This window comes from Saliniradius amylolyticus, assembly GCF_003143555.1.
GTDB classification, from domain to species: domain Bacteria; phylum Pseudomonadota; class Gammaproteobacteria; order Enterobacterales; family Alteromonadaceae; genus Saliniradius; species Saliniradius amylolyticus.
This window is the reverse complement of sequence record NZ_CP029347.1, coordinates 848766-862349: the sequence shown is the minus strand read 5'-3', so window position 1 is coordinate 862349 and position 13584 is coordinate 848766. Positions and strand designations below refer to the sequence as shown.

General features: G+C 51.5%; 13 protein-coding genes. 2 read left to right on the top strand and 11 right to left on the bottom strand.

What is annotated here, in order from left to right:
• Window positions 1-5 precede the first annotated feature (5 nt).
• Genes ccmE through ccmA form a run of 5 tightly spaced genes read right to left on the bottom strand, consistent with a single transcriptional unit; the run spans window position 6 to window position 2712 of the window.
• On the bottom strand, window positions 6-473 hold the full coding sequence (ccmE, locus tag HMF8227_RS04055; protein WP_109338970.1) for a cytochrome c maturation protein CcmE: 468 nt from the start codon (window positions 471-473) through the stop codon (window positions 6-8).
• A complete protein-coding gene (gene ccmD / locus HMF8227_RS04050) occupies window positions 470-679 on the bottom strand; it encodes a heme exporter protein CcmD (protein ID WP_109338969.1) in 210 nt (69 codons plus the stop codon). The genes ccmE and ccmD overlap by 4 nt, the downstream gene beginning before the upstream one ends.
• A 1-nt stretch (window position 680) precedes the next feature.
• Complete coding sequence (locus tag HMF8227_RS04045; protein WP_109338968.1) at window positions 681-1424, bottom strand: heme ABC transporter permease; 744 nt, start codon at window positions 1422-1424, stop codon at window positions 681-683.
• Window positions 1424-2092, bottom strand: coding sequence for a heme exporter protein CcmB (ccmB, locus tag HMF8227_RS04040; protein ID WP_109338967.1), 669 nt, complete (start codon window positions 2090-2092; stop codon window positions 1424-1426). Before ccmB ends, HMF8227_RS04045 begins: the two co-directional genes overlap by 1 nt.
• On the bottom strand, window positions 2089-2712 hold the full coding sequence (gene ccmA / locus HMF8227_RS04035) for a cytochrome c biogenesis heme-transporting ATPase CcmA (RefSeq protein ID WP_109338966.1): 624 nt from the start codon (window positions 2710-2712) through the stop codon (window positions 2089-2091). Before ccmA ends, ccmB begins: the two co-directional genes overlap by 4 nt.
• A 180-nt stretch (window positions 2713-2892) precedes the next feature.
• Here ccmA and HMF8227_RS04030 point away from each other — a divergent pair, with 180 nt between their 5' ends.
• On the top strand, window positions 2893-4833 hold the full coding sequence (locus HMF8227_RS04030) for a flagellar hook-length control protein FliK (protein WP_109338965.1): 1941 nt from the start codon (window positions 2893-2895) through the stop codon (window positions 4831-4833).
• Entirely contained in the window at window positions 4830-5144 is a 315-nt protein-coding gene (locus tag HMF8227_RS04025) for an EscU/YscU/HrcU family type III secretion system export apparatus switch protein (protein ID WP_109338964.1), read from the top strand. The genes HMF8227_RS04030 and HMF8227_RS04025 overlap by 4 nt, the downstream gene beginning before the upstream one ends.
• 36 nt (window positions 5145-5180) lie before the next feature.
• On the opposite strand, the gene HMF8227_RS04020 is transcribed toward HMF8227_RS04025, so the two are convergent.
• The 6 genes from HMF8227_RS04020 to HMF8227_RS03995 form a co-directional block, all read right to left on the bottom strand.
• The gene (locus HMF8227_RS04020) at window positions 5181-9692 is read right to left on the bottom strand and encodes an EAL domain-containing protein (protein ID WP_109338963.1); all 4512 of its coding nucleotides are present in this window, start codon (window positions 9690-9692) and stop codon (window positions 5181-5183) included.
• A gap of 242 nt (window positions 9693-9934) precedes the next feature.
• Window positions 9935-10342 (bottom strand): DUF2802 domain-containing protein, encoded by a 408-nt coding sequence (locus tag HMF8227_RS04015; protein WP_109338962.1) that lies wholly within the window; start codon window positions 10340-10342, stop codon window positions 9935-9937.
• Between the two features lie 61 nt (window positions 10343-10403).
• Window positions 10404-10910, bottom strand: coding sequence for a chemotaxis protein CheW (locus HMF8227_RS04010; RefSeq protein ID WP_109338961.1), 507 nt, complete (start codon window positions 10908-10910; stop codon window positions 10404-10406).
• Complete coding sequence (locus HMF8227_RS04005) at window positions 10907-11599, bottom strand: chemotaxis protein CheW (protein ID WP_109338960.1); 693 nt, start codon at window positions 11597-11599, stop codon at window positions 10907-10909. Before HMF8227_RS04005 ends, HMF8227_RS04010 begins: the two co-directional genes overlap by 4 nt.
• Before the next feature lie 43 nt (window positions 11600-11642).
• On the bottom strand, window positions 11643-12407 hold the full coding sequence (locus tag HMF8227_RS04000; protein ID WP_109338959.1) for a ParA family protein: 765 nt from the start codon (window positions 12405-12407) through the stop codon (window positions 11643-11645).
• Window positions 12408-12458: 51 nt separating this feature from the next.
• A complete protein-coding gene (locus HMF8227_RS03995) occupies window positions 12459-13574 on the bottom strand; it encodes a protein-glutamate methylesterase/protein-glutamine glutaminase (protein ID WP_109338958.1) in 1116 nt (371 codons plus the stop codon).
• Window positions 13575-13584: the final 10 nt, after the last annotated feature.

The following is a 13584-nucleotide window of genomic DNA, read 5'->3' as shown; positions in this document are numbered from 1 at the left end:
CGGCTCTAATAACTGGTATTTTCTGAGGGTTTAACGTGCTTAATGCCTTTCATGGCTTCAGCCACCTCGGGCGGCATATATTCCTCGTCGTGCTTGGCCAGCACCTCTTCGGCTTCGATCACATCACCTTGTTGTAAGGTGCCGGTAGCGACGATGCCTTGTCCTTCACGAAACAGATCCGGCAGAATGCCTTGATAGCGCACAGTGACTTTAGGGCCGGTGTCCATCAAGTCAAAGCTGACAGCCAGCGAGTCCGGGTCACGTTCAACAGACCCTTCCACCACCAGCCCACCTACTCGAAGGCGCTGACCTGGCTGAGGCTTAGCGCCATTTTTGCCCTCGACGATTTCAGTGGGCGTATAGAACAGATCGATGTTCTGATTGAGTGCATACAACATCAGGCTAACGGCCCCAGCCATCACAAGGACGATGGCGCTCACGGCTATCAGACGTTGTTTTCTTCTCGGGTTCACTGTCCACTCTCCTGCTGTTGTCGATACTGCTTAATGCGCTGCTGACGCTGCAACTCTTTTTGTACCTGGCGACGCAATTGACGACGGCTCCAGATGCCCTGGCCCCAGAGCCAAAGCATTAGCCCCACACCCGTACCAAAAGACAACCAGACAAAAAAGCCATAGCCGCCCATCGCCCAAAACTCACTGAAAGACGCAAATGCCATCTTAGTCCTCCTGCCCCTGAATCAACTTCACCACCCAGGGCCGGTGGATCTCACGACGCAAGATCTCATTCTGCAGCCGGTACAGACTTGCCGCCGCTACAAATAAGCCCAGTCCCAGCAACGATAATAACAGCGGCCACAGCATGGCATTATCGATGGAAGGCTTGGCAAACTTAGTGATGGTCGCCCCCTGATGCAAGGTATTCCACCATTCCACCGAGAAATGGATGATGGGCAAATTAACCACGCCGATCAAAGCCATCACCCCCGATGCCTTGGCTCCCTGCTGCTTGTCATCAAAGGCGTTGTACAGCGCCATCACCCCCAGATACAAAAACAGTAAAATTAACTCGGAGGTCAGACGCGCATCCCACACCCACCAGGTACCCCACATGGGCTTGCCCCACGCGGCCCCCGTAATCAGGGCAATCAGTGTCATGACCGCCCCCACAGGGGCAATCGCAGCGATGGCCATGTTAGCGGTGCGTATCTGCCATACAAGCCCTATAAAGGCCGCAATAGCCATGGCTGAATAGGCGCCCATAGACCAGATGGCACTGGGCACATGCAGATAGATAATGCGAAACGAATCGCCCTGCTGGTAGTCGGCTGGCGCGAACGCCAGCCCCCAGATAAAGCCCACAAGCAATATCAATAAAGACAAACCCGCCAGCCAGGGCCACAATTGGCCACACAGTTGATAAGCTCTGTCCGTTTTTGCGTAAGGATGTAGCCATTTCCACATCAGTTCTGACTCACTCTTAAACCATAAGCTGTAGCAAAAGGCATCAAAGCCAGTGCCAGTAATAACAGGGCCCCCATAATGGCAAGCTGTCCCGTGTAATCCAGTTGCATGGAGGCGGCATCGACCGCCGAGGTGGCAAAAATTAACAGAGGCACAAACAGCGGTAACAGTAACAGGGACAATAGAACCCCGCCCCGCTTAAGGCCCAGGGTCAAAGCCACACCACCGGCCCCCACAAGACTTAGCAGGGGCGTACCGATTAATAAGGTAAGCAATAAGGCCCAATACATGTGCGAAGAGAGATTGAGCAACAACGCCAACAGTGGCGAAATCAGCAACAGCGGCATTATAGTTAATAGCCAGTGAGTACTTACCTTCACAATAACCAGGACCGATAAAGGAATCGGACTGAGCATTTGCTGTTCTAACCAGCCATCTTCAAAATCATCCCGAAACAACCGCTCCAGCCCCAGCAAGGACGACAGCAAAGCCGCAATCCAGACAATACCGGGAGCCAGCTTCTGTAACGTTTGCGGACCTGGCCCCACGGCCAATGGAAACAGGGTGATAACCAGAATAAAAAACACCAGAGGCTGAGCCAGCTCAGAGCGCTGCTGATAGGCCAGACTCAGTTCACGCGCAAACACGGCGTTAAGCCCACGACTCATAACTGATACTCCAGTTCTAACCGCTCCAGCGAGTGGGACAACGACAGCGGCTGATGAGATGTCACCGCAATCATGCCACCATGCTCAAGATGCTGCTGCATACGCCGTTCCACCAAAGCAATTGCATTACGATCCAAAGCGGTGAAGGGTTCATCCAGGACCCACAGAGGAGCACTTTTTAACCAGAGTCGCGCCAAGGCGATACGCCGCTGTTGTCCGGCGGAAAGCTGTCCGGCAGGCAGGTCTTCCAGCCCGACCAGGCCTAAACGGTCGATCACCGGGAGGATATGTTGCTCATGAGCCACTTCGTGAATACGGCACCACTGTTCCAGATTTTGTTGGGCACTACAGAGGCGATTCACGCCGGGCTTATGGCCGATATAGATCAAGGATTGATGAAAGCCACACGGGTCATCGTCTATGGGGCTGTCATTCCAGCATACCCGTCCGCTCTCAGGCATCGAGAGGCCCGCCAGTATGCGCAGTAAACTGGTTTTCCCTGCGCCGTTAACCCCGGCGATTTGCAGAATTTGCCCGGGCTGCAACCGCAGACTCAGGCCCTCAAACAGCACCCGATCACGTTTAACGCAGGCCAAATTGTCAGCGGACAAAGACGCCAAGCTCAGTACTCCAGCACAGGCAACTACGGTGCCTTAAAAGTGGGCTAAAAAAACGGCGCCAATGATACCACAGCCACCCCCCTTTGCCAGATCTCGTGTTGTCGTCCTCGCCGAGTTATAGTTGATGATGATCAAAGGGTTCCTAATTCATAAGCCAGCGAATATTGCCGATAACAATCTATGAGCGACCTACGCCTGACACTGCCACAACTGAGCCTCCAGATGACCACCCCGACCGCATTGGGCCGGGGGCAGGATCTCAGTGGCCTGCAACTTAAAGTAAAGCTGATGAACGATACAGCCATCACTTTTATGGCGTCCAATCAGCCCATTACCGTAGCCAGAAGTCAGGTTAGCGGGCAGTTACAAACCGGCCAGCAGTATCAGCTGCAGCAGATAAGCGCCAACCAGTATGGTTTGGTCGCCCAAGCTACCAGCACCCGGGACCAGGTGCAGCTCCTATCCAAGAGCCTCTCCTCGAGTCTGTCAGCCAAGGTCATGGCTGCCTTTGCCAGTCAGCAACCGGGTCCCCTGACCTTAAATGGCACGGTGATGGAAAGTAGCCGTCAGCAGCTCAGCATAAAACTGTCCTCAGGTCAGCACATACAACTACCAGCCCGACCGGAACTAAGCGTAAAACCCGGCGAAGCGGTGAAGTTAGAGCTGAAACAAGTACAACAGCAGTGGCAGCTTACGTTGACGTCGGCTAAATCGCAGCAATCCACCAGACTGCCACTTCAGCCTCAACAGGCAGCCTCATTGGCACCAGTCTTAGTCAGTGGGGAATCGGCAGCAACACTCTCCAAGACTCAATTACAGCAGTGGCAGCAACAGCTGCTGATAAAATCCAGTAAACAGGAGCTAGGGCAGCTGTTACGACAAAGCCCATCGCCACAAATCAAACTCAGTTACGCCGAGCCGGGCCGCCTTCAGGCTCGCTGGTCTTCTCCGGCCAGTCCCAGCGCCACTTTGAGGCTGGACGATCAAGGTATTAAGCAATTAAAGAGTCTGGCCCGGCCAGAACCGATAGGCATCAAGGCGCCCGAAGCGGGCGACAAGCCACCGACCGGACTGAATATCAGCCGTATTACGCCCAGGCCCGAAGTATTACTCAGCGAGCAAGGCTTAAAACTTAGCCCTCAATTACCGCCTCGTCCGCCCTCTCCCATCGTGAATCTGGCGCAACAGGCCGATGCCTCGACCCGTCAACAAATCGTGGGCTTATTAAGGCAACTGCAGAGCCAGCAGAGTTCGCCGGCCGAGGGCCTGAACCAACTCCAGGCCACTTTAAAGGGGCTGCCAAAGAGTGGTGAACTGGGTGGCTTAATGAATAAAATTAGTGAGCAGCTCAACCGTAGCCTGCCACAGGGCAGCCGGGATGACGCTCAGCAACTCCGGCAACTGCTGACTCTCCCTGCACTGAATATAACGCCCACCCAACTGACTACCCCGACCAGTCAGAGTGGCTTTATGGGCGGGCTGGTCACCTTATTGCAGATCGCCTTGAGCGCGCGCATGACTCGCCATCGCCCTGAGCAAGGAACCAGGTTAATGGAGGGACTCAGTCAGTTAATACAAGCTCGCGGTGAGGCCAGCGCTCCGACTGCGGGCTCCCAGCTTCCGAATCTGAATAACTTTGCCCAGCTTGAGCAGCGTCATCAACTGATAAGACAGCTCAGCAGCCTGTTAAACCAGCACCCAGGTAGCAAGATTGGCGCGGCCGATGCCGCCATTCAAGGACAGGAACTGTTTCATTACACCCTGCCACTGGGCAGCGCGCCTCATCGCGACGCAGAGCTACTGATTAAGCGGGAAGATCTTCCTGAGCACAATAATCCGGAGGAGTCGACGGGCGAGAAACGCTGGAACTTAACGATGAGGCTCACTATTGGCGAGGAACAGGGGTTATTGGCAAAAGCCAAGTTGTACCGACAGGAGTTGGAGCTGCACCTTTACGCCGACCAGCCACATGTAAAGAATAAGGCTGAAAAGTATTTGCCGCTGTTAAAAGAGCGCCTGGAAACCCTGGGACTGACGGTAACCGATACCCGGTGCGAGCTGGGGCAGATCCCCAAGAGTCTGAAACCCCAGCCTTACCATCTTTTTGAGACCCATGCATGAGTGAATCTAACAAACCCAAATCGGCCGTTGGCCTGAAGTATCAGGATGGCAAACAATCCGCCCCTGAGGTCATCGCCAAGGGCTTTGGCGACCTGGCAGAAGATATCATCCAGTTAGCAAGAGAAAATGGCGTGCTGGTGCATGAAGACGAGCAATTGGCGACTTTTCTTAATACCCTGGATCTGGGTCAGGAAATTCCACCGGAGCTCTATTATGTGATTGCCGAGTTGATCGCCTTCTCCTATGTGCTGCAAGGCAAATTCCCGGAAAGCTGGCAAGATCTAAAGGGACAAACCACCCGCCGGGTATAACTGCCGCCAACTTCCGACACACACCTGAAGACAAGGTTACAGTTTGCCGCACTGCTCCTGTGACATAGGCTTGTGGTAATAAAAACCCTGATGCCAGAAACACCCCAGCTTCTCAAGAAAAGCCTTCTGCTGTTCAGACTCAATTCCTTCGGCGATGCACTGCATATCCAGATTACTTGCCATCATCAGTATGGTCGCAATAATTTGCTCATCATTTTTGTCCAACCCAATGTCAGCCACAAAACTCTTATCTATCTTGAGTAGATCCAGCGGAAACTCTTTTAAATATTTCAATGAAGAGTAACCGGTACCAAAGTCATCCAGAGCTAAACGGAAGCCTGCAGACTTGAGCTCACCCATCGTCTGCCTGGCCTGTTGGTAGTCTTTCATTAATACGCCTTCAGTTATTTCAAAAGTAATCACTGAAGGGGGAAGATTTGCGTCGTCTAACGCAGACAGCACTTGACTCATGTCCATATCTGACTCGAAATGAACGGGCGATAGATTAACCGATAAATAACAGGACTCCATTTTGCCGTATTGGGTCTTAAGAAACTCGACCCCTCGTTCTATCGCCTGAATGGTCATTGGTACTATCAGGCCCATATCCTCGGCCATGGGTATAAAGTCAGCCGGGGAGATAAGTTGCCCCTGTTTTTGCCAACGCAGTAACAGCTCATACCCCATAATGCAGTCATTAGCCGTATCCATAATAGGCTGATAGTAATTAATGAACTCTTGTTGCGCGAATGCGCGCCTTAGCTCTTGCTCAGCTTCAAGCTGGCCATGGGCTCTCTCGTTCATATGTTCGGCAAAGAATTGAAAATGGCCGCGCCCCATTTCCTTGGCATGATACATAGCGATATCGGCATTACGCAGCAACGCTGAGGAGTCCCCTGCATCATCAGGGAATAAAGCAATACCAATACTGCAGGAAACCGTCACTTCCTGACCGTTTAAAACTACCGGACGTTCCACCGTGTGAATAATGCGGTCAGCCATGTGAGTAACGTCTTCCACGCTGTCATAATCGGACGAGAGAATGACAAATTCATCACCTCCGAGGCGAGCAACAGTATCGCCTCCCCTCAGCACCAGCTGCATACGATTCGCTATTTCCTGGAGCAGCGAATCACCGGCTTCGTGACCCATCGAATCATTGACTTGCTTAAATTTATCCAAATCAACAAACAACAATGCCATTTGATTTTTATAGCGGCGGGCATGATGGATTCCCTGTTTGATCCGGTCCATTAAAAGAGAACGATTAGGCAAGTTAGTGAGAGGATCGTAATTTGCCAATTGCTTAAGCTCATTCTCAGCCTGTTTCTGCTCACTGATGTCAGTCAATATCACTACATAGTAAAGCTCTGCAGCCTCTTTGGCCGGTGACATAGACACGGCGCTGATTCTGACCTGTACATCTCTCGATTGGCCATCAGAGGGTGTTATGAGATCCTCACCCTGCCAGTAGTCATTTAAAGCCAAGTGACTGATGACAGAGGTATAGTAGCGCCGTTTTTCTTTATCTACGCCAAAGGAGAAGTCCGCTTTTTGAGCCGTCAGTTCCCCCTCATGGCGATAACCAAAGACTCTTAGAAAGGCGTCATTGGCAGCGATAGGGGCTTGTCTTGCATTCAGAATAACGACCCAGTCCTGAGTATTTTTATAGGCTTCACCAAACAGTTTCGCCCGTTCTTCATTAATTCGCGTCTCAGTAATATTGGTATAGATGCCGCTTGCCTGAAGGGCTTGCCCATCTTCGTCCCTTGATACAGCACGTCCCAAGTCACGGAACCAATACCATAGATTATCGTTCCCCTTCAGACGATAGCTGATATCAAAGATCGCTTGTGAATTGTCTAAGAATGCCTGCCAGTGGTCGATAGCGTGCTGCCGGTCCTCCGGATGAATCAATGCATGAAATTCATCCATATCAATGCGATCAGAGCTATACCCCAATACGTCTTTAATTCTGGGCTCGTAACACTGATTCGTATCCGCTTGCCACTCCCACACGCCGCTGTTACTGACAGCCAAGGCAAGTTGAAGTCGCCTCTGGTTCTCCTGCAAACTGGTGTTTGCCTCAATTAAACGCTGACGCCCCAGCTGTCGGTGATAGAGCCAGGCTCCAAATAGTGTGAGCGTCAACAAGACATAAAGGGACAAAGCCAATGGTGAAGACCAGGGCGCGTGCATGACATGGATGCTTAGATAGGCTGGGATCAGAGATTCGCCCGATCCAGGATCCTGAGCATAAATAGTCAGTTGATATTCGCCAGGCGAAAGGTTAGGGAATACGGCGAAAGCTTCCTTGCTGGGCGGGGACTGAATACTTTTATCTCCAGAGAGGGTGTACCGAAATCGTGTCTGGTCGCTGTACTTATAATCCACAGTGGTGAACTCAACGACTAAGCCTACATCGTCATGATCGATAACGACTTTTTCACCTGTGAGGTCCACCAAAGGGTAGTCGAGGCCCCCAGAGAGCAAGCGTATATCGCTCACCTTAACCTTACCCTGATGCTCCGGGGCCACGTTGAACGCCGAAGGCGTTACCGCTACGGCTCCTTTTACTGAACCAAAGACAATGCGCCCATCATCTAACTTCGAGCTGGCTCCACCGTTGAACTCATTAGTCAGCAAGCCTTGTGTCACATCAAACTGTTGGAAGGTCTCTGTGTCGAACGAGTAGCGGTACAAACCAGTGTGAGAACTGGTCCAGATATTACCTTTGCTGTCCGTTGTGAGTTGGTAAAGAGTGTCACTCTCAAGGCCACTGTTCTTGGCATCATAATGCGCGACAACTTGCTTTGTCTGCCTGTCAACAACATACAGCCCATGACCGGAATAACTTACCCACAGCCTGTTGTCATGATCAAATACTACGCTCTCAGCATATTCGTAGGGACCGATCTCACCTTCCACTTCGTGGACTTTATCAACCTCATTGGTTTCAGTGTTCAGCTGCCATAGTGCCCCACTGACCGATAACATAAGTTCATTTGGGAACTCACTCTCTGTTGATAGTATCCCAGCAACTTCATTGATATTAAATTTTGCACTGAGTTTCTCATTCAGTGTCAGTTTGTTGGTATCGGGCTCATAAGTGTAGATTCCCGCTTCAGCGACGAACCAGACTCGGCCCCGGGCGTCCAGGTTAGCGCCCCAAACGTATTTGGGCATAGAGGCCGCCCCGGTAAGCGTAACTTCAGAATAATGGCCAGTTGAAGTATCAAACAGACCAACTTCGCTTGCCGTCGTTAGCCAGAGTTTACCCTCTCCCAAAGGAAGGATTTGGTAAATACTGCTGGCACTCTCCACTTGCTTCTCATCTTGATTAACCAGATAGCTTGTGACTTCCCCCGTATCAGGCTCATAAGCGTTCAAACCGTTTTGAGTCCCTATCCAGATCAATCCATTGTCAGACTCATGAATTGTCCATACTTGATCGTGACTCAGTTGGGAGTGGGTATGTTGAGATATGGTTTGAAAACCAAGTGCGTCAGCCGACCAGTAAAGAGCACCATCGGATTGAGTGCCCAGCCATAGGTTGCCGTGCTTATCCAAAGCGACTGTTTTCAAATCATCATCGGATATTGGGATTCTTCCATCACTGGTACGGAAGATATGCAAGGTTTCCGCGTTTGAATTGGATAAGAGGTAAAGACCATGGTCGGTGGCAAGATAAGTTCCTCTTTGGCTATCAACTATCTGCCAGATATTTCTCTGGGGTAAGATGACTTCAACCGTGGGGAATGATGCCGCGCTTTCCAGATAATCAATCACTTGTTGGTGACTGGTTGAATAGAGCCCTTCGACCGTGCCAATGTAGACGCGATCCCCACTATTATAAAACGCTTTTACATTGCTATTATCTTTATTTTTCTGTGACTCCGGTACCAACTGAACAGAACGCATAACATCCAATTTCAGATGATAGGCAATGCAGCCAGCCGTGGTCCCAATGTAGAGCACATCTCCCAGCCGATGAATAGCTCGTATCCATCGGTGCGTATCAACAAGGGAGTCGCCAATACTTACAAGCTCTTCACCAACCTCCCCGGAAGTCCCGACTCGGATAACGCGATTACTGACAGCCAGTAAGCTAGCATCGGCTCGATCAGCAATAAAACCTTCCATGGTCTGCATGATGCTTTCATTATCTTCAAAGGGGAGTTTAAGGTGTTTAATTATCTCGCCACTGGACAGATCAAAAACATAGATCCCCGAATACCTTGTACCCGCCCATAAGCGGCCTTGCTGGTCGACGGCAAGTCGCACTATCGGCAAACCGTTGAGAGGGGCCGGTGCCAGGCTGACCCGGTAGCCGTCATAGCGGTGTAGGCCAAACTCGGTGGCGACCCAAAGATAACCATCTGGCGCGATCAATAAGTCATTCACGGTATCCTGGCTGAGGCCATCCGCGGTTGAAAGCTGTTTGAACTGAGGGATAGGGATGGTAGGCGAGACCGACGCGTGCACGGAACTGACTAACAGTACGGAGAGAAATAATCCTCCTACAAGATGGTCGAGTACGCGTCTCATAACTACGGCTTACCATTTAGACAGACAAAAACAGCTTATTAAACAATAGCTCATTATTGATGTCATTTGTCGTGAGTGTTTTACTGGAGACTAAAAGTCAACGATTCTGTCCACTGCTTCAACATCCTTTCCAGAAGCCTGACAAGACAACGTAAGTGATGCGATAACAGCGCAAAAAGGAAGGAGTTTGGTCAGTCAGCAAGGCGCATTAACCGACTTTTAAGAATACAAGGATATGACGATCAGGACGCTTTACCGTGCAGGTTAAATAGCAACTCAGCCTCGGCACGAGGCAGTTCACATTCCTGCATCACCTCTTCGATCCCTGCGCCATTCTGAAACAGCTTTACCGCCTTGGAATAGAGCTTAGACTCCGGCTCCATCTCAGCCAGCTCCCGTTGTTGCTGTTTTAGCTCTTCGAGCTGCACGGTAAGTTGCTTCACTCTATCCCCCACCCCGATGCTACCGGTGCGAAGTTCATGAAGCTGGGCGTCGACTTCGGTCAGTCGTTTGGCCTGCTGATGCTGTTTTTCCGATATCGATCGTAACTGCTCATGCAAGCGTCCCGAGCGACGAATCTGCCAGGCCAGTAATAGCAACAACAACACCAAAACGGCGCCGACAGTGCCGATGAACCACTGCAATTCCAAAAGCCGACTCCTTTAAAAAAATGCCCGGCGTATACCGGGCATGATCAATCGGGGGTTGCGGTTATAAGGCCGAGATTTCATCCCACTCTTCATCAGTCAGCAGCTTATTGAGGTCCACCAGAATCAGTAGCTCTCCATCACGATTACTCACGCCCTGAATGAATTTCGCGCTTTCTTCGGTACCCACATTGGGCGCACTATCGATCTCAGAGCTTTTCAGGTAAACCACCTCGGCAACGCTGTCGACCAAGATGCCCACGACCTGTTTGTCAGATTCGATGATAACGATACGGGTGTTGTCAGTAACCTCGTGAGCGTCCAGACCGAAGCGTGAGCGAGTATCGATCACCGTTACCACATTACCACGCAGGTTAATGATCCCCAGGACATAGTAAGGCGCGCCCGGTACCGGAGCGATCTCAGTATAGCGAAGCACTTCCTGCACCTGCATCACGTTGATGCCGTAAGTTTCATCCCCCAGACGGAAGGTAACCCACTGGAGCACCTCGTCGTTATCTTCCACACCCTTATCCAGAATGGAAGTACTCTTACTTTGTTCAGCCGTCATAGACCCGCTCCCGAATTATCGTCATTCATTCCCATGCCCCGATCCAGCATTTTAATCAGCTCGCTGACATGAATAAGGGCACACATCTTCTCTTTGACCAGTCCTGCCAACCAGGGACGCTTACCCTGGCCGTCACTCCACTTAATATCCTCATGCTGCAGGGTGACGTTATTGACCAGCGACTCACAGGCCAATCCCCACTGGCTTTCTCCTAACATTATAAGATATTGATAATTTAGTGATTCTGCCAGTGTTTCATCGTACTTTTGCGGCATTACCCAACGCGCGGTATCCACCACGTTCAACTTCTGCTGTTTGTGGATCATCACCCCATCAAACCAGTCGGGCTTACCGAACAAGGGCGAGGTCTTCTCCAATTGGTGAATACCGCCCAGTTCGGTCAATGGTACCGCCAGTAGTAAGCCAGCCACAGTAAAATACAGTGCCTGAAACTCACCTTGTTCAAACCCAGCCCGCTCTGCGACTGAGGCGCCCCCTCCTTCACCAGCCTGAGTCTGTGGCTTAGACTGCGTCTGTGGTTCTTTATCGGCCGCATCCGTCACCACCTTAGTCTCTGATTGCGCCGGTTTCAGATGCTGTTCGGCCGACTTCAGCAACCGTTCCACTGACTGCTGCTGGACCGGGTCAACCTCAGGTTCGGTCAACAGATCGCTCAGATAGGCCTGCATTATATTTTCATTCGCAAAATGACCGGAACTCACTGTTTACCACTCACTGTTCGATACTGGTTAATAGTCGCTCATAGGCAATCACACCACGGCTTTTCGGACAATAGACGGGCGGTGGTGTCAGAGCCTGGCTGGCATCGCGAAAGCGCGTATCCACCGGGATTACGCCGTTCCATACCTTGTCACCATAGGTCTGCTTCAGTCTCTGGTACGACTCTAAGGCGGCTTTGGTTCGCTTATCGTACATGGTCGGCACAATGGTAAACTGATATTCACCACTCTGGTTGCCACGCATGATCTCCAGAGTTCGCATCATACGATCCAAGCCCTTCAGAGCCAGATACTCAGTTTGCACGGGCACCAGGATTTGTTCACATGCTGCCAACGCATTGACCATCAATACCCCTAGCACCGGTGGACAGTCAATCAGTACATAGTCAAATTCGCTTTCTACCAGATGCAGTGCTTTTTTCAACAGCAAGCCCATACCGCTTTGCGTACCCATGCTGCGATCCAGGGTCGCCAGTGCCATGGTCGCCGGTAATAAAAACAGAGAATCCAGTTTCGTCGGGCAAAGGGCATCCAGCACAGTGTCAGACGACAGGTTACTTCCGGCGGTAAACACATCATAGACGCTGCCGGACAGTTCTTCCGAATCTACCCCAAAGTAATAACTCAGCGAGGCGTGCGGGTCGGTATCCACCAACATGACACGATAGCCTTTCTGCGCCAATAAGGCGCCGAGGGTGACCGTAGTGGTAGTCTTGCCCACTCCACCTTTCTGATTGGCCACCGTCCAAATCTTCATAGCCAATTTCTCTCGGCAGACTTGCCATCAATGGCAATACGGGCCTGCATATCAGCCAGACACCTTCATTTCAGCCAACACGTGCTCCACCACCTGGTCGATGGGTAAGTCTTTGGACGACAGTCCGGCACTCGCGACTGCCTGCGGCATGCCATAGACCACAGAAGTCTTCTCATCCTGAGCCCAGATAGTGGCACCTTTTTGCTTCAAGGAACGGCAACCTTCCCGTCCATCGGCCCCCATACCAGTCAGCACAATCGCCAATACATCGCCACCAAAAATACGTCCGAGCGACGCAAAGCTGAGATCCACACTTGGCTTATAGGTCACCCCACTGATGGTGGCTTCCTGAATGATCTTGATAGAACACTGCTGAGGGTTGCCTTCCATTAACATCTGAGTGCCGCCGGGAGCAAGATAGGCATGGCCAGGCTTGAGTACATCGCCCTGAGCGGCTTCTTTGACTCGGATCTTACACAGCCCATCCAGGCGCTCGGCAAAGGCCTTGGTAAAAGTACCGGGCATATGCTGAACCAATAACACCGGATAAGGGAAGTTCGCGGGCAGATTACTCAAAATTTGTTGTAGTGCCACAGGACCACCGGTTGAGGCCCCAATGGCAAGAACCTTATAAGACTTGCCTGACGCCCGTAAGGGCTGGCGCCGCTGCGACTCCCCGGAAGGGGTGGGTCGAGTCGTGTCAGGCCGAGCGGTTGGTGTCAGGGGGCGCTGCCGTAAACTGGCTCGGGGCCGGGAAGGCATAAAATGGCGCTTGCGCGCCAGACTCTTTACCTTCTGTCGCAAAAGAGTCACTGCCTCTTTGCGATCCTGAGCGATATCTTCGAATTTCTTCGGCAGAAAATCCAGCGCACCAGCATCAAGGGCGTCAAGAGTAGCCTGAGCGCCCTCGTGCGTCAGTGAAGAAAACATAATGATCGGGCGCGGCGACTGAGCCATGATCTTACCCACGGCGGTAATGCCATCCATGATCGGCATTTCCACGTCCATGGTGATGACATCCGGATCCAACTGCTCGGTAAGAGTCAGCGCCTCCTTCCCATTTCTGGCCTGTCCTACAACCTCCAATCCTGGTTCCTGATCCAAGATTTCCGCTACTCGACGCCGGAAAAACGTTGAATCATCCACCACCAGAACTTTATACGCCATTCCAACTACT